This window comes from Streptomyces sp. ID05-26A, from assembly GCF_033794685.1.
Lineage (GTDB): Bacteria > Actinomycetota > Actinomycetes > Mycobacteriales > Pseudonocardiaceae > Lentzea.
This window is the reverse complement of sequence record NZ_JARAYZ010000008.1, coordinates 174,627-198,895: the sequence shown is the minus strand read 5'-3', so window position 1 is coordinate 198,895 and position 24,269 is coordinate 174,627. Positions and strand designations below refer to the sequence as shown.

Here is a 24,269-nt window from a genome sequence, read left to right as displayed (position 1 = left end):
GCATGAGGGGGAAGCGGGGGCAGGTGGTGGCGGGGGTGGTGCTGCTCGCCTGGGTGGCGGTGTTCGCCGCGGTGGCAGATGTGGCGAACCCGCAGGTGCTGCTGGCGTCCGCGGTGAGCGGCGGGCTGGTGTGCTCGTGCGCGGTGGCGGGCGGGGTCGTGGCGATGCGGTTGACCGACGCGGAGTCGGCTTCCCGGCTGCGGCACGTGTTCGTGGTGCTCGAAGGGGCCGCGCTGGTGCTCTTCTTCCCGTTCTACTGGTTCGGCTTCGGCGTCGAACCCGTCGGGAAGCCGGGCACCTTCGCGGCGGGGGTCGTGCTGGTGCTCGCGGTGCCGGTCGTCGCGGCGCTGGTGATCGTCGTGCGGCGGAGCTTCGTCGTGCACGAACTCGTGCCGGACTCCGGTGAGGGCGCGCCGGCCCAACGGATCCGCGTGCTCGCCACGGTGCTGATCACGGTCGGGCTCGCGCTGTCGGCCGGTGTGGTGGCGGTGGCGGCGGTCGCGACCGAGCACCAGGTGATCGTGCTGGTCGTCGGCCTGCTGGTGACGCTGATGCCGGTGCTGCTCGGGGTGCGGCTGGCCAGCGTGACTGACGTGCATTCAGCTCGCCGCCGCAACGCCGGCAACTACGTCGTCGTCCCCGCCGCCGGCGGGATCGCCGTGTTCGACTTCTCGTCCACGACAGGTCCCGCGGGGACGTTGTTCGGGGTGCTGGCGTTCGGGGCCGTCGTGCTGCTGGTGGTCGCGATCCTCGTGATGCGCGAGTTCACCGGCGAGTGGGAGCGGCCGTGGCGTGAGGCCGGGAAGGTCAGCCGTTGACGCCCAGCTTCCCGAGGACGGCCGTGGCGACGGCGTTGATCGACTGCCTGGCCGTGGTCCACGAACCCGTCGGGCTCGTGGTGAGCACGGCGACGGCGTAGCGGTTGTCGAGCACGCCCGCGCTGTGCAGGTAGACGTCGCTCGGCAGGTAGTACATCCAGCCCTGCTTGGCGTAGACGCCGGTGATGCCGAGCAGGCCGAACGCCTGGTCGAAGCCGTCGGCGGCGGTGGCAGGGGCGGACGACAGCGCCGCGACGATCGTGTCGCGCTCCGGCGAGCCGAGGATGTAGTGGTAGAGCCGCACCATGTCGTTCGCGGTGATGACGACCTCTCCCCACTGTGAGGGGTCGTCAGGGGCGTGAGTACCTGTAAGTCCCGCTTCGGCTGCCACGCGGCCGATGGCGTCCATGCCGTCGAACCTCGTCCACAGGACGTCCATGGCGTTGTCGTCGCTCGCGCTCAACGCACGGTGGATCAGGTCCTGGTCCTCGTCGGACAGCTGCTGCTGCAACGCGTCCACGGCGAGGATCAGCTTCGACAGCGACGCCGAGTAGAACGGCTGGTCGCCCTGCTCCGACACGACCTGGTTCGTCTTCAGGTCCAGCACCGCGATGCCGACGTCGGACGTGCCGCCCGCAGCAGCGATATCCAATATATCAGTGGCTGATATATTGGATATCGCCGAGGTGGTATCCGCTGTGTCGGCGTCGCCGGGATCCAGCGAGCCCTCGCCGGTGTCCAGCACGTCGGGGCCACGCGATATATCAGCCGCGGGCTTGCCGTGCGCAAGGCACGGCGACGCCTCCGGCACGACGAAGACAGCCGCCACGAAGAAGAGGATCAGAGCCCAACGCACACATCCAAGGTCCGTCTCACAGGAGCCTGGTGTCGAGCTTTTCCTCCTGTGCGGTTGCTGAAGAATCCTCCCTGACCACCACATATGCGCCGGAACCGGGACGTTCCGTCACCGCTTCGACGAGTTCGGTGCCCCGATAGAGCAACCCGACGCCGTCGTCGGTGCAGTACGTCGTCGGCAGCACGCCGGCGGCCACCGCGTCGTGGATCTTCGGGCGGCGCTGCTCCTCCGAGTCGTAGTGCACGCCGTTGCCGTAGGGCAGGAAGCCCAGGCCGTTCGTGACGATCCGGAGGTCCGGGCCGAACGAGTCCGTCGCGCCACCCGTGTGCCAGCAGATCGAGCCCGCGGACACGCCGCTGAGCACCACACCCGCCTCCCACGCCGTGCGGAAGACGGCGCCGAGGCCGTGCACCTCCCAGACCGCGAGCAGGTTCGCCACCGAGCCGCCACCCACCCAGATGACGTCGTGGGACAGCACGTAGTCCTCGAGGTCGTCGGTCGGCGGCATCGTGAAGAGGTTCAGCACCGACACGTCGACGCCCGCGACCCTGCCCGCCTCCGCCATGTTCGCGTTCATCGCCCGCTGGTCGCCCCCGGCGGTGCCGACGTGGCACAGGCGCGGTGTCCTGCCCTCGACGCCGGAGAGGTCCAGGGCGAAGTGGATCAGTTTGTTGAACTCGACGAGGGTCCGGCGCCCGGAGCGCAGACCTCCCGACGTGGCGAGGATGGTGGGCTGCTCAGCAGGCATGATGAAGATCCTCGCAGGGGCGTCAACGCGACACCCGCCCGGTCTGGAAGCATGCGGGGTGTGCGGACCACGCCCCTCAGACCACTCGCCCGGATTCGCCGGATCGTGTTGCGCCTCGTTTTCGGGGCGTTGGTCATCGGCGTGCTCGTGGGCGCCGGTACGGCGTTCCGCGTTTGGCAGGTCGCGCGCGTGGACGACTGGACGAAGGCCGACATGGCGATCGTGCTCGGCGCCGCGCAGTACAACGGCGTCCCGTCCGACGTGCTCGCGGCCCGGCTGGAGCACGCGCTCGGCCTCTACCAGGAGGGCGTCGTCGGCTACATCGCGACGACCGGTGGCCGCCAGCCCGGTGACAACTTCACCGAGGGTCAGGTCGGCAAGTTGTGGCTGGTCAAGCGTGGTGTGCCGGAAGACAGGGTGCTGCAGGTCGGCGAGGGCGCGGACACGCTCGGATCGTTGCGCGCGGTCGCGTCCGTCGCCAAGGAACGTGACCTGAAGACCGCCGTGATCGTCAGCGACCCGTGGCACTCGCTGCGCGCCCGCACGATGGCCGAGGACGCCGGTCTGCACGCGTGGACGTCGCCGACCCGCAGCGGCCCGAACGTGCAGACGCGCGAGACGCAGTGGTTCTACATCAAGCGCGAGACCGGAGCCCTGCTCTACTACCGCCTGATGAAGGCGCACGCCGGCGTGTTCGAGGAGCTCAACCTCCCTAAAATCGGCTGATGGGATACACCGGCCACGACGCGGAGCGCCTGCTCCCCGAAGACCCGAAGAGCGCCGCGCTGCCGGGCGCCCGCACCGACACGCGCACGCCGTTCTCCCGTGACCGGGCCCGCGTGCTGCACTCCGCGGCGTTGCGCAGGCTCGCCGGCAAGACGCAGGTCGTCGGCCCCGGCGAGGGCTCCGAGGTCACCGGTGTGCCGCGCACCCGCCTCACGCACTCGCTGGAGGTCGCGCAGATCGGCCGCGGCATCGGTGAGGAACTGGGCTGCGACCCGGACATCGTCGACACGGCCGGGCTCGCGCACGACATCGGGCATCCGCCGTTCGGGCACAACGGCGAGAGGGCGTTGAACGAACTCGCCGGCCCGTGCGGTGGCTTCGAGGGCAACGCGCAGACGTTCCGCATCCTCGCGCGCCTCGAACCGAAGACAGCGCACGGCCTGAACCTCACACGCGCGGTGCTCGACGCGTCGACGAAGTACCCGTGGACGCGCACGCCGGGCACGGTGAAGTTCGGTGTGTACGACGACGACCTCGAAGTGTTCGAGTGGATGCGTGCCGGTGCGCCGCAACGTGAGCGGTGCATCGAGGCGCAGGTGATGGACTGGTCCGACGACGTGGCGTACTCCGTGCACGACGTCGAGGACGGCGTGCTGGCGCACCGCATCAGCCTCGGCGCGCTGGCCCGTCCCGACGAACGCGGCGCCATCGCGTCGCTCGCCGCGAAGACGTTCTCCGACGAGTCCGTCGCGACGCTCGAGGCCACGGCCGAGGAACTGCTGAAGCTGCCGGTGATCGCGTACTGGACCGACCGCGAGTACGACGGCTCGCTCGGCGCGCAGGTGGCGTTGAAGAACCTCACCAGCGAACTGGTCGGCCGGTTCGCCTCCGCCGCCGTCACCGCCACCAGGGCCGTGCACGGCGACGGCGCGCTGACGAGGTACAACGCCGCGCTGGAGGTTCCGAAGCAGGTCGCGGCGGAAGTGGCGCTGCTCAAGGCGATGGCCGTCCGGTACGTGATGAGCGACCCGGCGCGCCTGGCCATGCAGGCGACACAACGCGACCTGATCACCGACCTGGTGGGCCGTCTGCTGGAACGGCCCACGCTGCTCGACCCCGCGTTCCGCCCGGTGTTCGCGGCCGCTTCCTCTTACGCGGCACGGCTTCGCGTGGTCGTCGACCAGGTCGCGCTGCTCACCGACGCGCAAGCCGTGGCCTGGCACCGCGCATCGGCGTAGCTTCGAACCCGTGGCGGACGAATCGAGACCGCCGGGCCGGCCATGGCCGTGGCGGAGACCGAGCAGGGAAGCCGTGCCCGTGGGCTTCGACGACCAGGGGGACGACGACGGTTCGGCCGGTGTGCGCGAACCCCGGCACCCCAAGCCTTCCGGGCCGATGGGAGGAGCGGGAGAGCGGCCCGTCCCGGACGATCCGATCGTGATGGCACTGCCAGATCCGAGGCAATGAGGAGTTCCCGTGACCGATCAGGCCGACTTCGCCCTCAACCTGCACCGCGTCGCCGTACCTGATCCGTCCTCGAACGCGTGCTGGTCACCGTTCTCGGTGGCCAGTGCGCTCGCGCTGGCCCGGGAGGCGTCCCGCGGCGAGACCCGTGCCGAACTCGACGGGCTGCTCGCCGGGTTCGACGCCGCGGACGCCCTCGACGTCCCCGAACTCGCCGTCGCCAACACGCTGTGGGCCGACGACGACCTCACGATCGCCCCGGACTTCCCGCTCGCCGGTTCGGTGCGGCGCACCGCGTTCTCCGATCCCTCGACCGTCCGCAAGCTCGTCAACACCGACGTCGCCGAGACCACCCGCGGCCTCATCCCCGAACTGCTGACGGACCCACCGCCCGCCGACGCCGCCGCGATCATCGTGAACGCCCTGTATCTCAAGGTCGGCTGGCTGAACCCGTTCACCGAGGTCGAGGCGAAACCGTTCCACGCGCCCGGCGGAGACGTGGACGTGCCGACGATGACGGTCACCGAGAAGTTCCGCTACGCCAGCCGGGACGGCTGGCAGACGATCGTGCTGCCCGCGGACTCCGGTGTCGAGACCGTGATCCTGCTGCCCGACACCTCGCTCGACCAGCCGCTCAGCCCGTCCGCGCTCACCGCGCCGGCCTTCACCCGTCTCGAACTCTCACTGCCCAAAGTGGACGTGCGCGCGAGGTTCAACCTCAAGAACACGTTGCGGCGCCTGGGGGTCGAGCGCATGTTCGCGCGCGACGCCGACTTCTCCGGCCTCTCGCCGGACGAGCGGATGTTCGTGGACGACGTCGTGCACGAGGCCGTGCTGCGGCTGGACGAGCAGGGGCTCGAAGGCGCGGCGGCCACCGCCGTCACGTTCCGCACGGTGTCCTTCGAGATCCCGGTGGACCCGGTCGTCGTGAAGGTCGACCGGCCGTTCCTGCTCGCGGTGCGGCACGCTCGGTCAGGCGCGATCTACTTCCTCGCGCAGGTCGCCCATCCGTGACGGTTCGCCCTGTAGGGCGGGCGTTTCGCGCGGCGAGATCATGATCATGGCTTTACCGTTCCAGGCATGACCCAGCACGGTGCCGGCGAGCAGCTCGTCGTGCTCGCCGCGGCGGGCGCCACGCGGATCACCTGCTTCAGCGGCGTCACCATTCCCGTCCTGCTCAGAACCGAGTGCTACGCGAAGGCGCTGGCCGAGGCGCTGGGCCTCGCGCCGACGCCCGAGCTCCAGAGCGACGGCGTGCTGCCGCAGTGCGTGTTCTTCATCCACGAGTACGCGCTGCGCACCGTCGTCGGCGGCAACCGGCTGATGGAGGACCAGGTCCTGCACCTGCTGTTCCACGCGCCGCTGATCAGGATCGTGCCTGCCAGCGCGGGCGGTGCGGCGGCCGTCGGGCTCGACTACGCGCTCGTCCAGTACGAGCACGAGCCGCCGTTGGTCTACCTCGCGAACTGGACGCTCGCCAGCGACGAGGCGACCGTGGAACGGGCCGTGGTGATCTTCCAGCGCATGCACGCCGTCGCGCTCGACAACGAGAAGTCGCGCGACGTGCTCATGGACTACGTGGCCGAATACGACCGCTAAGGCGTGTTGCGGCGCAGGAAAAGGCGCATGCCGTCCTCACCCGGCAGCGCGCACAGCAGCAGTTTGACGTTCTGGTGCCGCACCGGGACCGCGCACGAATCGCCTGCCAGCAGCGTTCCCGCCAGCACGCCGGCCGACTCGTGGTCCAAGTCCAGCACGAAGTCGTTGCTCATGCAGGGACCCTATGAGTAGACCGGCTCGCGCCCCAGTCACCCAAAGGTGTTGTCACGTTCCGGCGGGCTGCCTCGTCCACAGGGCATGACGAGGATCAAGGGAGTCACGAAGAACGACGCGGGCCTGCTGCTGAAGGCCGTCTACTGGTTCGCGCGGCGGCAGTTCGGCGCGGTGCCGGAGCCGGTCACGGTGATGGCGCACCACCCGAAACTGCTGATGGCGAGCGCCCGGCACGAGCTGGCGGTCAAGAAAGCGATCCACGGGCCGTTGTTCGAGCTGTGCGTCTACCGGACGGCCGTGCGGCTCGGCTGCTCGTGGTGCGTCGACTTCGGCGCCATGCTGATGAAGCACGGCGGACTCGACGTCGAACGCCTCAAGCACATCGACTCCTACGCCACCTCGCCGCTGTTCACCGACCTCGAACGCAAGGCGCTCGCCTATGCCGACGCGATGACCGAGACGCCCGTCGCCGTCACCGACGAGCAGGTCGCCGAGCTGGAAAAGCTGCTGGGGCACAAGGAACTCGTCGCGCTGACCTACCAGATCGCGTTGGAGAACCAGCGGGCCCGGTTCAACAGCGCGTTCGACATCAAGGACCAGGGTTTCACCAGCGGCGACGCCTGCCGCGTACCGATGCCCTAGACGTTCCGTTCGCGAACGCGGACCGAGCGAGAGGGCTAGAGTTCCCCGGCGAAACACCAAGCAACGCACACCTGGGGAGCAACGCCATGCCGGTCGATCGGTTCAAGTCCACCTGGGAGGACCTCGGGCGGGAGGACCCGCTGTGGGCGGTGCTCACCGATCCGGATCGCCGGCACGGCGGGTGGGAGCTCGAGGAGTTCCTCGCGACCGGGATCAAGCCCATCGCGGGAGTGCGCGAGCTCGTCGACCGGAACGGGTTGTCGTTCGGGGAACGGGTGATCGACCTCGGATGCGGCGCCGGACGCCTGTCCAACGCGCTCGCCGCGCACGCACACGAGGTCGTGGGCGTCGACGTCGCGCAGTCGATGGTCGACGAGGCGAACCGGATCAACCGGTTCCCCGACCGGGTCAGTTTCGTCGCCTACGACGGATATCGGCTGCCCTTCGCCGACGAGTCGTTCGACTCCGCGCTCAGCCTCATCTCGCTGCAGCACTCGCCACCCGCCCTTCAGCTGGCGGCGCTGGTCGAGCTGCAGCGGGTCGTCCGGCCGGGCGGGGTGCTCGTGTTCCAGCTCCCCTGCCGGCCCACCAGGCGCGAGGTGCTGACGGAGGAGGGCATGCGGGCCGGCATCGAGCTGATCGACGTGCCCACTCCCGTCGGTGCCGGTCAGGCCGTGACGGTGCGGGTGCGGCTCACCAACCTCAGCGCGCACACCTGGTCGTCCGGTCAGCTGATCAGGCTCGGCAACCACTGGCTCCGGGGCGACGAGGCGGTCACCTGGGACGACGGGCGCACCGACCTGCCGCACGACCTCGCGCCCGGTGCCGCCGTCGAACTGGAGCTGGACGTCGTCGCGCCGCAGGAGACCGGGGAGTACGACCTCGAACTGGACGTCGTGCAGGAAGGCGTCACCTGGTGGGCCGCGGTCGGCAGCACGCCCGTGCGGACCGGCGTGGTCGTGGAGCCGGAGGCCGTCGCCCTCCCGTCCGCGCCCGAGCGGGAGATCGTCATCGAGGCCCGGCAGGCGCCCCACGAGCGCAAGGACGGTGGCATCGAGATGTTCGGCGTGGACTCGAACCTCGTGCGGCTGCTCTTCACGCACTGCGGCTCGCAGGTCGTCGACATCGTGCCCGACGACATGGCCGGCGAAGACTGGGAGAGCTTCACCTACGTGATCCGCCGCGGCGAGTCGATCTGACGTGGAGAAGGTCGCACTGACCGGTGCGCAGGAGACCATGCTCGCCACGCTCTACGGCCGGGCGCTCGACAGCGAGCGCCCCGCGTCCGTGCTGCACGACGCCGAGGCCAAGCGTGCCGTGGACCGCATCGACTACGACTTCGGCAAGACCGGGATGAACACGACCTCCGCGGTCGGTGTCGCCATCCGCGGCAGGGTGCTGGACGACTGGACGCGCGAGTTCCTGCGGCGCACCCCGTCGTGCACGGTGCTGCATCTGGCCTGCGGGCTCGACACTCGCGCGCATCGGGTCGAACGGCCCGACACCGTGCGGTGGGTCGACGTCGACATGCCGGACGTCGTCGCGTTGCGGCACAAGCTCCTGCCCGAGCCGCAGGGTGACTACCGGCTGGTGGCGTCGTCGGTCACCGAGGACGCGTGGCTCGCCGAGGTGCCCGCCGACCGTCCGGTGGTGGCGGTGTTCGAGGGCCTGTCGATGTACCTGACGCAGGCGGAGGGCCACGCGTTGATCAGCAGGATCACCAGCAGGTTCGCGAGCGGTGAGCTGTTGTTCGACGTCTACGGCTCGTGGGGGATCAAGCTGCAGAAGCTCGTCCCTGCCGTGCGCAACGCCGGCGCGACGTTGCATTGGGGCGTCGACGATCCGCACGAGATCGAGGTGTTGCGCGCCGGACTGACCACTGTGGACCAATGGCGCAGCGTGGACCTGCCGCACCTGGACGCGTTGCCCAGGTCCGGCAGGATCCAGATGAAGGTCGTCAGCGCGATCCCGAAGCTCCGCGACGTCGGGAAGCTGCTGCGGATGCGTTGGTGAGCTCTGGGGTGGTCGGTCAGATGTCGAGGACGAAGTCGAACTTGGCCGTGTAGCGGTTGCCGACGAGCGGGCCGAGTTCCACCTCGCACTCCCGGTCGAGGTAGGCGTCACGCCGGTTCAGGTAGGGCACGTTCATCCCGTACGCCCTGAGGTTGTCCGGGAAGAACAACTGCGTGGTGAGGATCCGGCCGCCGCGCGGCTGGGCCTTGACGTGGATGTGCGGTGTGCGGCCCGGGTAGTCCTTGGGCACGATCGTCTCCAGCACGTACGCGCCGGAGGCGTTGGTGAACTGGTGGCCGCGCATCTTGAACGTGGTGTTGTCGTACACACCCCGGTCGTCGGACTGCCAGAAGTCCAGCAGCGCGTTGGGGATCGGCTTGCACTTCATCGTGTAGACGAACCCGGTGATGCTGAGCACGATCCCGGTGACGCCGGGCGTGCGCAGGTTGGTGCGCTGCGGGGAGTTCCGCTTGAAGTAGGGACCTTCGATGTTCGACGGGGTGTCGTCGTCATCGACGCAGGTCGGGGTCAGGGGGAGAGGCGCGCTGCGCGCCGTGGTGGTGCCGGCGGCGGTCAGTGCGACCACTGCGGCCGCACCGGTCGCCAGGAACGCCCGGCGTGAGGGGATGTCGTGTTCGGGCATGGTTCGAACTCCGGTGGTCGCGACCCGCGGCAGGGGGCTTGGGCAGCGCGTCGGACGTTAGCCCCGAAACGATCCCGGCTCCAGTTACGGTCCAGACCATTAAGGGTCAGAACACGACGTGCGTGAGCTTGTCCGGGTTCGCGATGTCGTAGATGGCCGCGACCCTGCCCTCGTGCACCGTGAACGCCGTCACACGTGACGTCACCTCGCCGTACGCCGGCATGACCACGCCGATGTCACCGTTGACGAACATCGGCCGGTGCTCCTCCGGGTAGCCGTACTTGCGCATCAGGCCGAGGAAGAAGCGAGCGACCTTGTCCGCGCCGGAGACCGTGTTGACCGCGGTGCGCACCTTGCCGCCGCCGTCGCCGATCATCACCGCGTCCGGGTGCAGCAGCGCGAGCACGCCGTCGAGGTCCCCGCTCGCCATGGCCCGCAGGAACTTCTCCAGCACCTCCTGCTGCTCGGTCAGCGCGGCGCGGGGTGGCGGTTCGGCGTCCGCGACGGCCTTGCGGGCCCGGGAGGCGTGCTTGCGCGCGGCGGCCTCCGAGATCTGCAACACGTCGGCGATCTCGTTGAACGGCAAGGAGAACGCGTCGTGCAGCACGAACGCGACGCGCTGGTCGGGGGTGAGCCGGTCGAGCACGACGAGGGCGGCCATCCGCACGCCGTCGGCCTGCACGACGCTCGCCAGCGGGTCGTCCTCGCCGGTCGTGAGCAGCGGTTCCGGCAGCCACGAGCCGACGTAGGTCTCCCGGCGCACGGCCGCGGAGCGCAACCGGTCGAGGCAGATGCGGCTGACGACGGTGGTGAGCCAGCCGCGCGCGTCCTGCACGCCCTCGGCCTTCGCGAACCGGGGCCACGCCTCCTGCACGGCATCCTCGGCGTCGGCGAAGCTGCCGGTCAGCCGGTAGGCGACACCGAGCAGGTGCGTCCGGTGGAGTCCGAAGACGTCGGCGGTGGTCACGGTCGGCAGTTTGCCAGGGGATTAGACTCGGGCCTGTGGCAGGACGCATCAGGGAGAGCGACATCGCGTTGGTGCGTGAGCGCAGCCGCATCGACGAGATCGTCGGCGACCACGTTTCGCTGAAACGGGCCGGCGGAGGCGCGCTCAAGGGGTTGTGCCCGTTCCACGACGAGAAGTCGCCGTCGTTCAACGTGCGCCCGTCGCACGGCACGTACCACTGCTTCGGCTGTGGTGAGGGCGGCGACGTGATCTCCTTCGTGACCAAGGTGGAGCACCTGTCGTTCGTGGAGGCCGTCGAGCGGCTCGCGGACCGGGCGGGCATCCAGCTGGTCTACGAGGGCGGCGGCGCCACGATCCAACGCGACCGCGGCACGCGCAGCAGGCTCATCGAGGCGCACAAGGCGGCCGCCGAGTGGTACGCCGAGCAGCTCGCGACGCCCGAGGCGCAGCCGGCGCGCGAGTTCCTGGCCGAGCGCGGGTTCGACGAGGCCGCGGCGCGTCAGTTCGGCTGCGGGTTCGCCCCCGGCGGCTGGGACAAGCTGACGAAGCACCTGCTCGGGCGCGGGTTCGAGCTGCAGGAGCTGATCAAGTCGCAGCTCGTCAAGGAAGGCCGTCAGGGGCCGATCGACCGGTTCCACCGGCGGCTGCTGTGGCCCATCAAGGAGATCAGCGGCGACGTCGTCGGGTTCGGCGCGCGGCGGATCTTCGACGACGACCCGATCCAGGCGAAGTACCTCAACACCAGCGAGTCGATGATCTACAAGAAGTCGCAGGTGCTGTTCGGCCTCGACCAGGCCAAGCGCGAGATCGCCAAGCGCAAGCAGGCAGTGATCGTCGAGGGCTACACCGACGTGATGGCGATGCACCTCGCGGGCGTGCCGACGGCGGTCGCGTCCTGTGGCACGGCGTTCGGCACGGACCACATGAACGTGCTGCGCAGGCTGCTGATCGACGACGACGTCAACGGCGAGGTCATCTTCACCTTCGACGGCGACGAGGCGGGCCAGAAGGCCGCGCTGAAGGCGTTCGAGGGGGAGCAGCACTTCTCCGCGCAGACCTACATCGCGGTCGCGCCGGACGGCATGGACCCGTGCGAGCTGCGGCAGGCCAAGGGCGACGTGGCGGTGCGCGACCTGGTGGCGCGGCGCATCCCGTTGATCGAGTTCGCGATCAAGGCGCAGCTCAAGGCGTACGACCTCGACTCCGTCGACGGCCGCGTCGAGGCGCTGAAGAAGATGGTGCCGTTCGTCGGGCAGATCAAGGACAGGGCCAAGCGCGACGGCTACGCGACGCGCCTCGCCTGGTGGGTGGGCTGGGACGACGAGGCGATGGTCGTGCGCCGGGTGCGTCAGGTCTCCAGCGGCAAGGGGCCGGTCGCCGCTCCTCACCGCGTCGACCCGAACCAGATGGCGCTGGGCGTGGAGGTCGACGGTCCGGCCCGGCCGAACCCGCGCGACCCGAGGCTGATCTTCGAGCGCGAGGTGCTCAAGATCGCGCTGCGGTTGCCCGAGTACGCGGGACCGCTGTACGACTCACTGCCGGACGAGTCCTTCACCGACCCGGCGTACGTGGCGCTGCACAGGGCCATCCGCGAAGCCGGTGGCGCGTCCTGCGGGCTTGAGGGCTCCGCGTACCTGGACGCGATCTCGCAGGCGTGTTCGCACGCGTCGGTGCGGTCCGTGCTGACCGAGCTCGCGGTGGAACCGTTGGCCGTCAAGCAGAACGACGAGTTCCGCTACGTGTCGATGGTGATCGCGCGCCTGCAGGAGGTCCAGGTCGGCAAGCAGGTCGAGGACGTGAAGTCACGTCTGCGGCGGCTGTCCCCGATCAAGGACGCCGACGAGTACCGGGCGCTGTGGGGTGACCTGGTGGCGCTGGAGGAGTACCGCAAGGCGCTCCTGCAGCAGAGCGCGGGAGTGCTGTAGTGGGGTTGTTCCGACGGTTGTTCGGCAACGGTGCGCCGGACGGGTTCACGGGCGTGCTCGAGCCGGAGGAGACGGTGATCGCGCACGCCGCCGTGCAGTCCGGTGGTCACCTGGTGGTGACGTCGTTCGGGCTGTGGGTGCCGGGTTCCGAGCCGCGGCGGATCGGCTGGCACCTGATCAGCAAGGCCAAGTGGGAAGGCGCGCTGCGGTTGGTGGAGGCCGTGGAAGCGTCCACCGAGGGGCCCGTCGTCCTGCTGGAAGACCTTCCCGCACACCGGTTCCCGCTCGACAAACCGGAAAGTGTCCTGCGGGCGATCAGCCAGCGCGTCGAGGGGTCGATCCGTGCGCGGGAACGCGTCGAGTCGCCCGGCGTGTGGATCCTGCAGCGCAAGATCCCCGGCAAGGACGGCGTGGTGTGGCAGGCGCGCGGGGACGCCGGTGTCGACCTGGCTGCCGTGCGCGAGGCCGTCCTGCCGTTCGTCGCGAAGCTTGCGGGCTAGCAGTACGCGTGTACTGTTAGCCGCATGTGGGATCCGGCGCAGTACTTGGCCTTCGCCGATCACCGGGCGAGGCCGTTCTACGAACTCGTGGGGCGCGTGCGGGCTGATGAGCCCCGCCGCGTCGTCGATGTGGGCTGTGGGCCCGGCAACCTGACCTCGTCGCTGTCGCAGCGGTGGCCGTCAGCCGTGGTCGAGGCCTTCGACTCGTCGCCGGAGATGGTTGAGGCGGCGCGTGCGGCCGGTGTTGATGCCCGCGTGGACGACGTGACGACGTGGAAACCGTTGCCGGACACCGACGTCGTGGTGTCCAACGCGGTCCTGCAGTGGGTCGCGGAACATCCCTCGATCGTGTCTGGCTGGGCTGCTGCCCTGCCCGCCGGGGCGTGGCTCGCGTTCCAGGTCCCCGGCAACTACGCGGACCCGTCGCACCGCCTGATCCGTGAGGTGGCGGGGGAGGGGTTGGCGCACGTCTTCCGTGCCGACAAGCCGGTTCTGGACCCCGTGGAGTACGCGGACCTGCTCGGCGGCTGCTCCACTGTGGACGTCTGGGAGACGACGTACGTGCAACGGTTGTCCGGCCAGGACCCGGTGCTCGAATGGGTGAGTGGCACGGCTTTGCGGCCCGTGCGGGCGGCACTGTCCTCAGCGGACTGGGACGCCTATGTGGCGGAACTGGCGCCGCGGCTGCGCGAGGCGTACCCGCAGCGAGCCGACGGCACCACTTGGTTCCCTTTCAGGCGGATCTTCGCGGTCGCCCGGGTGTGAAGCCCGTCACGTCCGCGGGGTCGTCGTGGGAGGAACGAAGGCCTTGCCGTTCGTCTCCTCCTGGTGCTTCCAGGGAGCCTTCTCGGCTGCCTTTCCCGCAGCATCCGCGGCCTTACCTGCGGCATCGGCAGCCAGATCCTTGGCTTGGACGGCGGCTTCGAACGCCTTGTCCTTCGCCTGGGCGGCCGTCCTGCGCACCGTCGGGTTCGCGGTGAAGCGGTGCCAGAGGCGCACGATCTGGTCGTAACGCTCCCGTCCGGCCTTCGCGCCGAGCACGTAGCCGATCGCCGCGCCCACCAAGATGCCCTTCATGTGGCGTCTCCTCTCGCATCGTGCCTGGTCAAGCCCTGTGTTGCCGCCAAGTGGGGGGTGGTTGCAAAACCCCTTTCGCGGCTCATGTAGAGTTACCCACTGTCAGGAGGAACCAAGCCTGACAAGCTAGAACAACAGAACATTCCCCCATAGCTCAATTGGCAGAGCATGCGACTGTTAATCGCAGGGTTACTGGTTCGAGTCCAGTTGGGGGAGCCATCACAGCCGCCAGACTACGTCTTGCGGCTGTTCTTCTTTCTTCGTGGGGGGCGACGCCCCCCCCACACCCCCACTGTTGCGGGGGCTAGCCCCCGGACCCCGACGACCCTAGTCCACCGGACTGGGGTCTTTTGCTTTGCCCGGCCGTGGGTCAGCTTGGTGCCATGGCCCGTTTCGCGAACCTCCGCCGCATCTCCTCACTCGACCCCGTGGCCGACCACGAGGAGATCATGCGCATCTCGGCCGGCCTGGAGTTCCCGTGGGACTACCAGAAGTCGCTGGAGATGGCGTTGTTCCGCACGTACTGCGTCCCGACGATCTCGGGTCTGCTGGAACGCACCGGAGAGTTCGAACGGCGCCCGCAGAAGCGCTACGACGACACCGCGGTCCTGATGGCCGAACTGGTGGAGCACGGCTACGACTCCCCGCGCGGCCGCGAGGCGTTGCGCGTGGTCAACCGGCAGCACGGCCGTTACGACATCTCGAACGACGACATGCTCTACGTCCTGTCGACGTTCATCTTTGACCCGATCGAGTGGCTTTCGCGGTACGGCTGGCGCCCGCTGACCCGCACCGAACAGTTGGCGGGCTTCCACTTCTACCGCGCGGTCGGCGCCCGCATGGGCATCCGCGAGATCCCGTCGGGTTACGACGAGTTCCTGGCCTTCAAGACGGCCTACGAGCAGGAGCACTTCGTGTTCGCGCCGTCGAACCGCCGCATCGGCCAGTACACCCTGGACCTCTTCTGCTCCTGGTACCCGTCCGTCGTTCGGCCGCTTGTCGCACGGGCCGTGGTCGCGATGCTGGACCCGGCGATGGTGCGCGCGTTCGGGTTCGCGGAGCCGCGCGCCTGGGTCGGCGCCGCGGGCAGGCGTGCGCTGCGCGTGAGGGCTTTCGTCGTGCGCCGGCTACCGGTGCGCAAGACCCTGAAACTCACCAGCACCCCGAACCGCACGTACCCGGGCTACCCGCGCGGCTACCGGCCGTCGGACCTGGGCGCGACGTCCAGCACGGCCCGCTGACCGTTGAGCACGAAGCCCATGGCCTTCAAGAACTCGTTGCCGGGCTCAAAGCCGTCAAGCCGCACGTGCACCCGCGTGACGTCCGGAAAGCGCTCGACCAGAGCCCTCGCCATCTCCCGCCCGATACCCCACCGCCGCAGGTCCTTCGGCACCAGGAAGAACCCGATGCTCGCCTCACCCGGCACGGGGTGGTGCAGCACGAGGTCGACGAACCCGATCATGCCCTGCGCCTGCGCGACCAGCAGGTGCTTCTGCTCGAACGCGGCCCCCTCGGGCAACGCGTAGAAGAGACTCTGCACGTCACCGGGCCCGGACGGATGCCCGGTGGCGGCCTGGAACCAGTCGTCGCAGTCGGCGAACAACGCCAGCACCCCGGCCTCGTCCGCCGGGCTGAAGTCGCGGAGGGTCAAACGCACGCGTCCACCCTATGTGGCGCTCGCCACGGGGGTGCGCAAGGCCCGTTCGGCGTGATCGGTATCCTCCACCACGCAGCGTGAGCCGGGGGGAAGTAGCTCAGTTGGTTAGAGCAGCGGACTCATAATCCGTCAGGTCGTGGGTTCGAGCCCCACCTTCCCCACTAGAACTACCAGGGCAAATGGGCTCTTCCAAGATCCAGACTTGATCGTCTGTCCATGGTGCTGTCCATTGACACCGGGTTGACCATGAGGTCATGACCAGGGCAGACGGCTCCGAAGACCGCCGGACGCGAGGCAGCATCCGCGTTCGCGGCAACTCGCTTCAGGTCCGCGTCTTCGCGGGCAAGGACCCGGTTACAGGCAAGGACGTCTATCTCACCGAGTCGGTGAAGGGCACGAACAAAGCCGCTTACAAGGCGGCCGACAAAGCGCAGACGCGGCTACTCGCTGAGGTCGACGCGCAACGGGCGGCCAGCACCACGGTGTCGTTCTCGTACGCCATTGATGAGTGGCTGCGGACCTCTGATCTTGAGGACACCACGCGCGAAGGCTACGAGGGGTACGTCGAACGCACGATCCGTCCCGCGCTCGGCAAGGTCCAGGTCAAGAAGCTGACTGCGCGCATGCTCGAAAACCTCTACGCGGATCTTCGCCGCTGCCGGACCCGGTGCGATGGCAAGCCGTTCGTGGAGCAGCACAAGGCAGAGGGTCAGCACGACTGCAAGGAAGCGAAGTGCAAGGCGCACAAGTGTTCTCCGATGGCAGCTTCGACCGTGCGGCAGATTCACGCGATCATCAGCGGCGTCATGAACGCTGCGGTCCGATGGGACTGGGTCACGAGCAATCCGGCCAAGGTGGCGAAGAAGCCGCAGCAGAAGCCACCACAGCCGGACCCGCCGTCGCCCGCTGAAGCTGCGCGACTGGTCGAAGAAGCGTTCGTCATGGATGACGACTGGGGAACGCTGGTGTGGCTCGTGATGACCACAGGTGTGCGCCGTGGCGAGATCTGCGCACTGAAGTGGTCGCGCGTTGATCTGGACGAGGGCGTGATCGAGGTCCGGCGTAGCTACACGCTGCGTCGAGGTGTCGGCAAGGAGAAGGACACCAAGACCCATCAAATGCGCCGGATCGCGCTCGACACCGAGACAGTGGTGCTGCTCATGGAGCACCGGCAGCGATGTGAAGAGCGGTTCGCGGAACTCGGCATCGAACGGACCGACGACATGTACGTCTTCACCGGCGTGCGGAAGATCGACGCGACCGTGCCCTACTCGCCGCACGCTGTATCGAGCCGCTACAAGGACATGGCGGAGCGGCTGAGGATCAAGACCCACATTCACGCCCTGCGGCACTACTCGGCAACCGAACTGCTCACCGCTGGTGTGGATCTGAGGACCGTGGCGGGACGACTGGGCCACGGCGGTGGTGGCGCGACGACATTGCGCGTCTACGCGGCCTGGGTCGCCGCCTCCGATCGGAAGGCGGCCGAACTGCTCGGCTCCCGCATGCCGAAGCGGAAGCCGAAGAAGTCAGCCGACTAGGGCCGTGAGGCGTTTGCGCTGACGCACCGAACCCACCTGAGCCGCCAGCAGCCGCGCACGTTCCATGTGCGCGGCTGCTGCGTCTCTCTCGCCAGTCGCGATGAACACCTGAGCGAGGTCAACCCGCAGCGTTGTCTCGGCACGCGTAAAGCTGCGGTCGAGCTGTTCCAACACGGCGGAGAGAACGCCGATCGCTTCACGGACACCGAGCCGGGCAAGGGCGTTACCGCGCCAGCGAGACAGGTGGGTGGTGTCGAAGACGAGATAGGGCGTGTCCCCGTTGTCCGTAGCTGGCATGGAGTGCGCGGCCTCATCAAATGCACGCATCGACCTGCGGTGTTCGCCGTTCGCCGCGCACGCTTCGCCGTAGCCCGCGGAAAGCCATGAGAACAGCAGGTCGGGAACTCGGCCCTTCGCGTTCGTACGCACATCTGCGGTCAGTTCGACGGCGGCTTGCGTCTCGCCGATGTCGAGCAGCACGACGGCCTGCCCTGCACGCGCGTATGCCTCCAGCGCGGGTGATTGCGCATGCCTCGCTGCCCGAATGGCTCGGTTGTAGTACGTCCACGCATCGCTTGTGAGCCCTTGATCAAGCGACTGCCATCCGGCAAGTGCGGAAGCATCGACCAACACGGCGGCGAGGCTCGACTGAGTCGAGTGATCGAGGACGTCATCCAGTACGCCGTCTATCTGGTCGATCTGCGCACGAAGCTGACCGAGCAATGCGGGTGCGCCCAGCCGGCGGTCGATCACGCGGGTGATGTCGAGCTGGTGATGGAAGAGCTGCACGGTCCTCTCGTCGATGTTGCGTCCTGCGGCTATACGAGCCTGCAACTCCAGGTCGTCCGACGCCGAAGAAACCGGTACCTGCGCGGGTTCGAGAAGCCGGGTGATCGGCAGGTTGAACATCTCTTCGAGCAGTCGGCGAGTAATCGGCCGAGGCGGACCGAGCGGACGGCCATCTGCGCGAACGCCAGCCGCAAGACGCTGAACATGACGCGGGCCGAGCGTCGCTCGGATGCCGTGTTCGCGGGCGAACCGTTCCGCTTCGCGGCTGAACTCCTCGGCTGTTTGCGTCCGTTGACGGAGCAACTCCCCGAACAACGTTCCCGGCCGCTCGCTTCGATCTGACGAACTCATCGGCTGACCTCTCCGTCTCGCTAATGTCAGCGCCAACAAGTGTAGGTCGATTCATGTCGCTGTAGGTCGCTGCCAGGCCATTTACACCCAATCTGCGGTGCAAGACGCTGATGTCTGCTGATCCGATGTCGATGCGGGCGGGTGAGGTCATGGTGTGGGACGCGACTGGACTTCTGTTGTTCCTTCTCTGGCTCCTGCTGCCTCCGCTCTACGTCGTGGCGTTCGGCAGGCTCTACGTCCGGCGGTGCTCCGAGCTGGTTCAGCGCATCGGCGTGGTGCGTGATGAGCTGCTGGACCTGGTCGATGAGCTTGAGGCCGCCAGCGAACGACAGGAGCCGTCCGAGCAAGACGCGTTCGTCGTGCCTGCCGCGCGGGATGACGACACACACGAGTTCAAGGCGATCACTTCTGCTGGTCGGCACCGACGTGATGGGTCGGCGCTAGCGGCGCACGGCTCTTCGAATCAGCGGTGATCGCGATGCAGCCAGCTTCCGCGTTCTTGCTCGTTCGTCTGCGGCGGGGACTCGTCGGCGAGTCACTGCGGACCTGTCACGTGATGCCGACTCCAGCCACCGGTGAGGTTCCCGAACGGCTGACCGCCTTGTGCGGCCTGGCAATCGAACGCGGCACTGCCGACTTGGTTGCACCAGGAGAGGGCATGCCTTGTGAGGCGTGTCTGTTCCGTGCACCGCTCGGCCCTTCCCACTCCGCAGGCCACCGACTTCAAACGTCATGATCATCTGGATGCGCGAACGATGCCGAAGAACTTCAAGTCCAACCTTCAAAACCGGGCGGTGGCTCGCGCGCTTGCGTTGTGGCGCAAAGAAAGTGGACTTAGTCTCGACGAGGTGACCAAGCGCGTGCACTGGTCGGCTGCCAAGACGTCGACGATGCAGAACGGCCTCGTCCCGATCATGGACGCCGAGGTGACGGCGTTGGCCCTCGTCTACGGGATCGACGCTGTGCGGCGGGACCCGGTGTTCTGGGGAGCGCAACGGGCACTCGATCCCGTGACGTTCGACCTGCTGGCAAGAGGAACCGCGCATTGCGTTGGTTGGACATATCCCGAGGTCGAGGCCGAAGCGAACTACGTCCGAGCTGTAGCGCTCGACGTACTGCCACCGCTGCTCTGGACACCGGAGTACGCGATCGCGATCAGAAGCGCGCAGGTGGAATCGGTGTCGGAACAGGGCCACCGCCACTACTCGGAGGACCGCCGTGCGGGTGCGGTGCATCAGTTGGCCAACGGCCCATCGCTCCGGATGGACGTCGTCCTGAGCGAGGCCGTCTTGAGGCGTGCCGTTGGTGGTCCTCTGGTGATGGCAGATCAGCTGTTCCAACTGGCGTCGTTCGCCCAACTTGAGGGCGCACGGGTGTTCCTGGTGCCGGATAAGAGAGGCGCGTTCGCGGGAGCGGCCTCGTTCGCGTTGCTGTCGTTCCGTGAGCCGCAGTTCGATGACGTGGTGTACCTGGACAGCCTGCACGGCGGGACGTGGCTGGAGAGCGAACTTGAACGGCGACCGTACGCGGACACGTTCGAGCGACTGGTGACCGTGGCACTTCCGGAGGCCGTGACTACCGGATGGATCGTCAAAGCGGCGCAGTACTTCAAGGACGTCGCGACGGATTGAGGATGTGACGGGTGTGCCGCGCCGTCCCTTGGGACAGCGCGGCACAGGGGCATTTCCAGGCTTTGTGACGGGTTGCCCGTCACACCTGGAACCCGTCACGGCGGCTCATACGCGCAGCTAGGAGCCGGTTTGGGTCCTGTCACACGGGGTGTGACGGGACGATTGGCCGCTGGGACAGTTCGTGACGGGTCACTGGTCATCCTCGATCACCTCACCGTCGATGGCCGAGTTCCGTGCGCGCTCGATCGCTGCGCGGATGTCGGCGACGTCGTAGCCGCGCACCTGCCGGACTCGGTCGCCGTCGGTCACACGGTCTCGCGTCGGTCGGCAACCAATCTCCGCCATGTCACGCCCGAACGCGGTGGGCTCGATGTTGAGTGCGGCTACGAGTTCGGCGGTGGGCACGAAGTCCCGGCTGTCGTCCCCGCTGAGTTCGTCGGCGAGGTAGTCCACAACGGACGCCAGGGGCTCGGGCAACTCCGCACCCTCGGAACGGGCTCCTGTCACGCTGCCGATCGCTTTGGCCACAGTGGCGTGGTCGAGCATAGGCCGCGTGGTGTGCCCGGCTGCATGACCGGACAGCGTCCCCTCCTGTTCGCGTAGCACGCGGCCTTGTACGCAGATCTCCCGCCAGTCTTCGTTGGGCATGTAGAACGTCCGCACTGTCAACGCCAGTACGTCCGCTCCTGCTTGGGTTTCACCGTCCGGCCGCAGGATGCCGACACCCTTGTGGGAGGGCAGCAAACGACTGGAGTCGTAGCCTCGGGTGTTCATCTGCTCCCCAAGGATGATGTTGCTGTCGCGCCAGTCCATCACTCGCAGCGCGAACCGTGAGCCGAGCACTGCCCGCAGCCCAGACGGGATGGTCTTGCCGTCCGGACGCTGTGTGGCGAGCACCAGGATCACGCCAGCTGCCGGAGCCTTCTTGGCGAGCCACATCAGCAGCTCGCCGCAGTACTCGCCGGCGGTGAGCTTCTTGCCGTGCACCTCAACAGGTGTCCTGTCCTCCAACGGGATCTGGACCTCATCCACGACCAACGCGGTGATCGGCATTCCTAACGCAAGGTCACGGGACATCGCCGGAGTGACCTTGGACTCCGGGCACGTGACGTCGTCGAGCTCCTGCATGCGGCGGTATCGAGCCTGGACGTCGGCCACGAGTTCGGCGAGCCAATCCACGAAGGTCCGCACGTACTCGGAGTCGTCTCCGGCCATGAACCGATGCGCCACCTGCTCGGCCGCTTTCCAGTCCTTTCCGTTCTTGAAGTCGGCGATGTAGAGCCGGACGTGCGGGTCCAAGATCAAACCCGCGGCGGCCAGTCGTTCGGCCATTGTCTTGCCCTGCCTGGGAATTGCGCCGATCAGAACAGACGTCCACACCAGAGGGAGATCAATCCGACGGCCACGTGCGTCAGTACCGAACGGCACCGGTCGCCACGCATCCCACCGCTCCGCCGCAAGCAACGGTGTCCGGACCGGTGGTGCGCTGTACGGGTCTTCATCGGCCACCCACAGCGCCACCCGTCCGGCATGACCACCGTTGCCCCGGACGCGCTCCACGTTGAGTTGGATCTCATCGACTGCGAGTGCGGACGCCAACGCGTCGCGGTTCTTCACGATGTCGACCGCCTTGCGCGTTGCTGGGAGATCGACGGTGACCGCCCAACCTTCGCCCTGCCGGGTAGCACGCTCGACCAGGCGCAGTGTCTCGTCCTTGCCGATGAGCTTGGCGTCCCGGAACGCGTCCACGAGGACTTGCGGGTCCATCGTCCACGTCAGCGTGCGCGGTCCAGAGAGCACCGCACGCCGTCCAGGGCTGCCGTCGCGCTGACGTCCGAGTACAGCCAGCGCCACCGCCACGACCAATCCGGCAAGCCACAGCGCACGCGGCCCGTAGAGCAACCACAGCACCAGGCCGGCTGTTGGCACCACGGCAGCCACGGCCCCGGTGACCTTCCACCGGAACAGCGTCAGCGCGCGGATGTCGGTGAACTTGTCGGCGAGCTTCTCCGACTGCTCGGCAGCATCGCGGTAGTCCCGCACAGTCACCCAGGACCGCCACCACCGCACCGCGACCACCAGGCCCCGCACCACAACTCCGAGGAACCGGAACGGTGAACGCAGCACGGTCACGGTCAGGTCCTTCGCGGCCTGCACCACGTGAACGCGGCTCTTCGCCCACAGCGGTACACGCGGTGAACGAAGCCACGCGTTCACGAACCTTTGCCGCCACGATGGTGGAGGCACGACAGGGCCATCGTTCACGAAATCGCCTTCGAACACTGTTCGAACCGGAAGCGTCTGGCCCGTGCCAGTGAGTTCCTGCCCGTGCTCACTCATCGGGACCACCGGCCAACTCCGCCAACAGAGCGGCTGACACCCGAGGCGACAGGCCGCGCGAGCAACCGGTGACGCCACGGACCCATGCTGGACTCACGTCGACACCAGGCGACCACGCTTCACGTGCCACGCCTAGGTAGTCCGCAAAAGACACCCGCTTTTGAGGCCGTTTGTTGTTGCTCCGCTTAGGTTCTCGGTGCTCATGAACAGGGATCGCACTCAAGTCCGCGGTGACAGTTGTGGCGCGTGTGGACGCTTCCGTGAACGCCGCCGCAACGGCCTCCGTGAGCTTGTCCCGTAGATCCGTGACCGCCTCGGCGGCGACGAACACCACGAGCGGCGGGACCGAGTGCAACACGACCCCGGACACCGAACCGGCCGCCCACGAGTGCCAGGTGTTCATGACGTAGGTGGCTGCGAGCGTGAACCACTTCGCCCGCCTCGTCCATGAACCCGTGCGCACCCGGTACCGCGCGGTGACCTGCTCGGCTCGCAGGATCGCCAGCAGCACCAGCGACACCGTCGGATCGAGCAGCCACGCTGCCAGCCACGGCAGCGACCAAGCCGGCGTGCCTGCCGCAGCGAAGCTCTGGACGTTGGTCATCGTGAACCCGAGACCGAGCACGATCCCCGACCAGCACAACCGGTCCACCTGAGCGCGCACCCGCTCGACCCGCAGCGCGATCACGTCCGGATGCGTCGCGTACGCCCGTAGTTCCGCAGCCTCCGCCGCGTCAGCAGCGAGCCTCTCGGCTGCCGGGGCGGCGGGTGGCCGCCCGAAGGCGGCCACCCCTTCCCGAACCCTCTCCAGCGTCCTCATCGCCGCTCACCCCGGCCACGCGGACCTTCATGCGCGGTGATCGTCAGCGCCTTCGTCAGCGTGTACGCCGCGAACAACGCGGGCAGACCCAGCACCACGAGCAACAACGTCGTGTCACCGGGATGCGTGATCACCACCCACTGCACACCCACGATCGCCCCGGCCATCAGCAGCACCCGCCCGGTCAGCGACAGCAACCGAGCACCAGCACGCGCCGCGCCCGCCGCTGCCTTCGCCCGCCGGGCACTCGCCCGCCAGACCCACAGCAGCACCACGACCACACCCACCACAGCGAGGATCTGCGTCGGAGTCAGGTTGATCGTCATGACGACTCACCACCCTCACGGCGAGCACGCCACACCCGGAACACCTCGCGGCGGTCGTCCTGCGACAGACCACCCCACACACCCACGGTGGCCTCACCGGCCGTGCGCAACTCCAGTTCCAAGCACACGCCCCGGACCGGACAGTCCGCGCACAACCGCGCGGCGGCCTCGCGGTCGCTGATCTTCTCCGTCTCCCACTCCGGGCCGTCCTCGTTGGCCCACAACCACATGCACGCACCGTCGCGCGTCACGATCTCCAACAGGACCTCGTCCGGCACCTTCGCGTAGCGGTCCATTTCGGCCGCCACCACCTCGTAGTAGTTCTCCGGGTTCACCACGCACCCCCGGTCGCCCGCTCGAAGTCACGGGCGTTGCGACGGTCGGCGGCCATCTGCGCGACGTCGACAACGCCGCTGGACTCCGCCGCCTGCCGGGCAAGCTCCTCGACTGCCCGCGCAGGGACCACGTACCTGGTGCGCACCCGCACAGCGGGAAACGCGTCCTCCCTGATCGCTCGGTAGATGGTGGCCGCGTCGACTCGCAAGATCCGCGCAGCCTCTGTCACCGTGTAGAAGATCGGCGAGGGTTCACCCGCCGTGTTGTTCGATGTCATTGCTGTAAGCCCTTCAGAAGACCGATTTCTTCGATGAAGGCGCTGACAT

28 protein-coding genes and 2 tRNA genes are annotated in these 24,269 nt (G+C 67.9%); 17 read left to right on the top strand and 13 right to left on the bottom strand.

Going from position 1 to position 24,269, the window contains the following annotated elements; all coding sequences use genetic code 11:
• Window positions 1-2 precede the first annotated feature (2 nt).
• Window positions 3-818, top strand: coding sequence for a hypothetical protein (locus PV646_RS42485; RefSeq protein ID WP_500348594.1), 816 nt, complete (start codon window positions 3-5; stop codon window positions 816-818).
• Here PV646_RS42485 and PV646_RS42480 read toward each other — a convergent pair.
• Both PV646_RS42480 and PV646_RS42475 read right to left on the bottom strand, forming a co-directional pair.
• Window positions 808-1,674: a serine hydrolase gene (locus tag PV646_RS42480; protein ID WP_500348593.1), complete on the bottom strand. Its 867-nt coding sequence runs from the start codon at window positions 1,672-1,674 to the stop codon at window positions 808-810. The genes PV646_RS42485 and PV646_RS42480 overlap by 11 nt on opposite strands.
• A gap of 16 nt (window positions 1,675-1,690) precedes the next feature.
• On the bottom strand, window positions 1,691-2,422 hold the full coding sequence (locus PV646_RS42475) for a Type 1 glutamine amidotransferase-like domain-containing protein (RefSeq protein WP_500348591.1): 732 nt from the start codon (window positions 2,420-2,422) through the stop codon (window positions 1,691-1,693).
• A gap of 60 nt (window positions 2,423-2,482) precedes the next feature.
• Here PV646_RS42475 and PV646_RS42470 point away from each other — a divergent pair, with 60 nt between their 5' ends.
• The 4 genes from PV646_RS42470 (at window position 2,483) to PV646_RS42455 (ending at window position 6,211) form a co-directional block, all read left to right on the top strand.
• Window positions 2,483-3,148, top strand: a complete 666-nt coding sequence (locus PV646_RS42470; RefSeq protein WP_500348590.1) for a YdcF family protein — start codon at window positions 2,483-2,485, stop codon at window positions 3,146-3,148.
• Window positions 3,148-4,386, top strand: a complete 1,239-nt coding sequence (locus PV646_RS42465; RefSeq protein WP_500348588.1) for a deoxyguanosinetriphosphate triphosphohydrolase — start codon at window positions 3,148-3,150, stop codon at window positions 4,384-4,386. Before PV646_RS42470 ends, PV646_RS42465 begins: the two co-directional genes overlap by 1 nt.
• 238 nt (window positions 4,387-4,624) lie before the next feature.
• The gene (locus PV646_RS42460) at window positions 4,625-5,626 is read left to right on the top strand and encodes a serpin family protein (RefSeq protein ID WP_500348586.1); all 1,002 of its coding nucleotides are present in this window, start codon (window positions 4,625-4,627) and stop codon (window positions 5,624-5,626) included.
• A gap of 66 nt (window positions 5,627-5,692) precedes the next feature.
• Complete coding sequence (locus PV646_RS42455; RefSeq protein ID WP_500348585.1) at window positions 5,693-6,211, top strand: Scr1 family TA system antitoxin-like transcriptional regulator; 519 nt, start codon at window positions 5,693-5,695, stop codon at window positions 6,209-6,211.
• Here PV646_RS42455 and PV646_RS42450 read toward each other — a convergent pair.
• Complete coding sequence (locus PV646_RS42450) at window positions 6,208-6,384, bottom strand: hypothetical protein (RefSeq protein ID WP_500348583.1); 177 nt, start codon at window positions 6,382-6,384, stop codon at window positions 6,208-6,210. The two genes, PV646_RS42455 and PV646_RS42450, sit on opposite strands and share 4 nt — an antisense overlap.
• A gap of 85 nt (window positions 6,385-6,469) precedes the next feature.
• Here PV646_RS42450 and PV646_RS42445 point away from each other — a divergent pair, with 85 nt between their 5' ends.
• From PV646_RS42445 to PV646_RS42435, 3 genes are all read left to right on the top strand, one after another.
• Complete coding sequence (locus PV646_RS42445) at window positions 6,470-7,027, top strand: carboxymuconolactone decarboxylase family protein (RefSeq protein ID WP_500348581.1); 558 nt, start codon at window positions 6,470-6,472, stop codon at window positions 7,025-7,027.
• 86 nt (window positions 7,028-7,113) lie between these two features.
• Window positions 7,114-8,226 carry a class I SAM-dependent methyltransferase gene (locus tag PV646_RS42440; RefSeq protein WP_500348580.1) on the top strand — a complete coding sequence of 371 codons (1,113 nt, stop codon included), beginning with the start codon at window positions 7,114-7,116 and terminating at the stop codon, window positions 8,224-8,226.
• 1 nt (window position 8,227) lies between these two features.
• On the top strand, window positions 8,228-9,040 hold the full coding sequence (locus PV646_RS42435; RefSeq protein ID WP_500348578.1) for a class I SAM-dependent methyltransferase: 813 nt from the start codon (window positions 8,228-8,230) through the stop codon (window positions 9,038-9,040).
• Between the two features lie 16 nt (window positions 9,041-9,056).
• Here PV646_RS42435 and PV646_RS42430 read toward each other — a convergent pair whose 3' ends face one another.
• The gene (locus PV646_RS42430) at window positions 9,057-9,683 is read right to left on the bottom strand and encodes a dioxygenase family protein (protein ID WP_189159930.1); all 627 of its coding nucleotides are present in this window, start codon (window positions 9,681-9,683) and stop codon (window positions 9,057-9,059) included.
• A gap of 106 nt (window positions 9,684-9,789) precedes the next feature.
• A complete protein-coding gene (locus PV646_RS42425) occupies window positions 9,790-10,650 on the bottom strand; it encodes a sigma-70 family RNA polymerase sigma factor (RefSeq protein WP_500348577.1) in 861 nt (286 codons plus the stop codon).
• A 35-nt stretch (window positions 10,651-10,685) separates the two neighbouring features.
• Here PV646_RS42425 and dnaG point away from each other — a divergent pair, with 35 nt between their 5' ends.
• Genes dnaG through PV646_RS42410 form a run of 3 tightly spaced genes read left to right on the top strand, consistent with a single transcriptional unit; the run spans window position 10,686 to window position 13,840 of the window.
• On the top strand, window positions 10,686-12,575 hold the full coding sequence (gene dnaG, locus PV646_RS42420; protein ID WP_500348575.1) for a DNA primase: 1,890 nt from the start codon (window positions 10,686-10,688) through the stop codon (window positions 12,573-12,575).
• Window positions 12,575-13,075, top strand: coding sequence for a hypothetical protein (locus tag PV646_RS42415; protein ID WP_500348573.1), 501 nt, complete (start codon window positions 12,575-12,577; stop codon window positions 13,073-13,075). The genes dnaG and PV646_RS42415 overlap by 1 nt, the downstream gene beginning before the upstream one ends.
• A gap of 24 nt (window positions 13,076-13,099) precedes the next feature.
• The gene (locus tag PV646_RS42410) at window positions 13,100-13,840 is read left to right on the top strand and encodes a trans-aconitate 2-methyltransferase (protein ID WP_500348571.1); all 741 of its coding nucleotides are present in this window, start codon (window positions 13,100-13,102) and stop codon (window positions 13,838-13,840) included.
• A 6-nt stretch (window positions 13,841-13,846) separates the two neighbouring features.
• Here the strand turns inward: PV646_RS42410 and PV646_RS42405 are convergent, their stop codons facing one another.
• Entirely contained in the window at window positions 13,847-14,152 is a 306-nt protein-coding gene (locus PV646_RS42405) for a hypothetical protein (protein ID WP_500348569.1), read from the bottom strand.
• 143 nt (window positions 14,153-14,295) lie between these two features.
• On the opposite strand from PV646_RS42405, the gene PV646_RS42400 reads away from it, so the two are divergent.
• Both PV646_RS42400 and PV646_RS42395 read left to right on the top strand, forming a co-directional pair.
• Window positions 14,296-14,371: transfer RNA gene (locus PV646_RS42400), tRNA-Asn, on the top strand.
• A 164-nt stretch (window positions 14,372-14,535) separates the two neighbouring features.
• A complete protein-coding gene (locus tag PV646_RS42395; RefSeq protein WP_500348567.1) occupies window positions 14,536-15,393 on the top strand; it encodes an oxygenase MpaB family protein in 858 nt (285 codons plus the stop codon).
• Here the strand turns inward: PV646_RS42395 and PV646_RS42390 are convergent.
• Complete coding sequence (locus PV646_RS42390) at window positions 15,348-15,809, bottom strand: GNAT family N-acetyltransferase (RefSeq protein WP_500348565.1); 462 nt, start codon at window positions 15,807-15,809, stop codon at window positions 15,348-15,350. The two genes, PV646_RS42395 and PV646_RS42390, sit on opposite strands and share 46 nt — an antisense overlap.
• 86 nt (window positions 15,810-15,895) lie before the next feature.
• Between PV646_RS42390 and PV646_RS42385 the strand changes: the two genes are divergently transcribed.
• Window positions 15,896-15,970: transfer RNA gene (locus PV646_RS42385), tRNA-Ile, on the top strand.
• A gap of 93 nt (window positions 15,971-16,063) precedes the next feature.
• The gene (locus PV646_RS42380) at window positions 16,064-17,350 is read left to right on the top strand and encodes a tyrosine-type recombinase/integrase (RefSeq protein ID WP_500348563.1); all 1,287 of its coding nucleotides are present in this window, start codon (window positions 16,064-16,066) and stop codon (window positions 17,348-17,350) included.
• On the opposite strand, the gene PV646_RS42375 is transcribed toward PV646_RS42380, so the two are convergent.
• The gene (locus tag PV646_RS42375; RefSeq protein ID WP_500348562.1) at window positions 17,339-18,490 is read right to left on the bottom strand and encodes an NsdA family TPR-like regulatory protein; all 1,152 of its coding nucleotides are present in this window, start codon (window positions 18,488-18,490) and stop codon (window positions 17,339-17,341) included. The two genes, PV646_RS42380 and PV646_RS42375, sit on opposite strands and share 12 nt — an antisense overlap.
• A gap of 125 nt (window positions 18,491-18,615) precedes the next feature.
• On the opposite strand from PV646_RS42375, the gene PV646_RS42370 reads away from it, so the two are divergent.
• Window positions 18,616-18,963: a hypothetical protein gene (locus PV646_RS42370; protein ID WP_500348560.1), complete on the top strand. Its 348-nt coding sequence runs from the start codon at window positions 18,616-18,618 to the stop codon at window positions 18,961-18,963.
• A gap of 168 nt (window positions 18,964-19,131) precedes the next feature.
• Window positions 19,132-20,121, top strand: a complete 990-nt coding sequence (locus tag PV646_RS42365; RefSeq protein WP_500348558.1) for a helix-turn-helix domain-containing protein — start codon at window positions 19,132-19,134, stop codon at window positions 20,119-20,121.
• A 189-nt stretch (window positions 20,122-20,310) separates the two neighbouring features.
• Here the strand turns inward: PV646_RS42365 and PV646_RS42360 are convergent, their stop codons facing one another.
• From PV646_RS42360 to PV646_RS42340, 5 genes are all read right to left on the bottom strand, one after another.
• A complete protein-coding gene (locus PV646_RS42360) occupies window positions 20,311-22,254 on the bottom strand; it encodes an FtsK/SpoIIIE domain-containing protein (RefSeq protein ID WP_500348557.1) in 1,944 nt (647 codons plus the stop codon).
• A gap of 199 nt (window positions 22,255-22,453) precedes the next feature.
• Window positions 22,454-23,281 carry a hypothetical protein gene (locus PV646_RS42355; RefSeq protein ID WP_500348556.1) on the bottom strand — a complete coding sequence of 276 codons (828 nt, stop codon included), beginning with the start codon at window positions 23,279-23,281 and terminating at the stop codon, window positions 22,454-22,456.
• Entirely contained in the window at window positions 23,278-23,607 is a 330-nt protein-coding gene (locus PV646_RS42350) for a hypothetical protein (protein ID WP_500348554.1), read from the bottom strand. The genes PV646_RS42355 and PV646_RS42350 overlap by 4 nt, the downstream gene beginning before the upstream one ends.
• On the bottom strand, window positions 23,604-23,942 hold the full coding sequence (locus PV646_RS42345) for a WhiB family transcriptional regulator (protein WP_500348553.1): 339 nt from the start codon (window positions 23,940-23,942) through the stop codon (window positions 23,604-23,606). The genes PV646_RS42350 and PV646_RS42345 overlap by 4 nt, the downstream gene beginning before the upstream one ends.
• Entirely contained in the window at window positions 23,939-24,220 is a 282-nt protein-coding gene (locus tag PV646_RS42340) for a helix-turn-helix domain-containing protein (RefSeq protein WP_500348551.1), read from the bottom strand. The genes PV646_RS42345 and PV646_RS42340 overlap by 4 nt, the downstream gene beginning before the upstream one ends.
• Between the last annotated feature and the right edge of the window lie 49 nt (window positions 24,221-24,269).

Coding starts and splice junctions, on each gene's coding strand:
- PV646_RS42405 (WP_500348569.1), bottom strand. CDS start 14,152: ATGAAGGGCATCTTGGTGGGCGCGGCGATCGGCTACGTGCTCGGCGCG.
- PV646_RS42410 (WP_500348571.1), top strand. CDS start 13,100: ATGTGGGATCCGGCGCAGTACTTGGCCTTCGCCGATCACCGGGCGAGG.
- PV646_RS42375 (WP_500348562.1), bottom strand. CDS start 18,490: ATGAGTTCGTCAGATCGAAGCGAGCGGCCGGGAACGTTGTTCGGGGAG.
- PV646_RS42445 (WP_500348581.1), top strand. CDS start 6,470: ATGACGAGGATCAAGGGAGTCACGAAGAACGACGCGGGCCTGCTGCTG.
- PV646_RS42355 (WP_500348556.1), bottom strand. CDS start 23,281: ATGAGGACGCTGGAGAGGGTTCGGGAAGGGGTGGCCGCCTTCGGGCGG.
- PV646_RS42350 (WP_500348554.1), bottom strand. CDS start 23,607: ATGACGATCAACCTGACTCCGACGCAGATCCTCGCTGTGGTGGGTGTG.
- PV646_RS42380 (WP_500348563.1), top strand. CDS start 16,064: ATGACCAGGGCAGACGGCTCCGAAGACCGCCGGACGCGAGGCAGCATC.
- PV646_RS42440 (WP_500348580.1), top strand. CDS start 7,114: ATGCCGGTCGATCGGTTCAAGTCCACCTGGGAGGACCTCGGGCGGGAG.
- PV646_RS42430 (WP_189159930.1), bottom strand. CDS start 9,683: ATGCCCGAACACGACATCCCCTCACGCCGGGCGTTCCTGGCGACCGGT.
- PV646_RS42450 (WP_500348583.1), bottom strand. CDS start 6,384: ATGAGCAACGACTTCGTGCTGGACTTGGACCACGAGTCGGCCGGCGTG.
- PV646_RS42370 (WP_500348560.1), top strand. CDS start 18,616: ATGTCGATGCGGGCGGGTGAGGTCATGGTGTGGGACGCGACTGGACTT.
- PV646_RS42475 (WP_500348591.1), bottom strand. CDS start 2,422: ATGCCTGCTGAGCAGCCCACCATCCTCGCCACGTCGGGAGGTCTGCGC.
- PV646_RS42395 (WP_500348567.1), top strand. CDS start 14,536: ATGGCCCGTTTCGCGAACCTCCGCCGCATCTCCTCACTCGACCCCGTG.
- PV646_RS42455 (WP_500348585.1), top strand. CDS start 5,693: ATGACCCAGCACGGTGCCGGCGAGCAGCTCGTCGTGCTCGCCGCGGCG.
- PV646_RS42465 (WP_500348588.1), top strand. CDS start 3,148: ATGGGATACACCGGCCACGACGCGGAGCGCCTGCTCCCCGAAGACCCG.
- PV646_RS42485 (WP_500348594.1), top strand. CDS start 3: ATGAGGGGGAAGCGGGGGCAGGTGGTGGCGGGGGTGGTGCTGCTCGCC.
- PV646_RS42340 (WP_500348551.1), bottom strand. CDS start 24,220: ATGACATCGAACAACACGGCGGGTGAACCCTCGCCGATCTTCTACACG.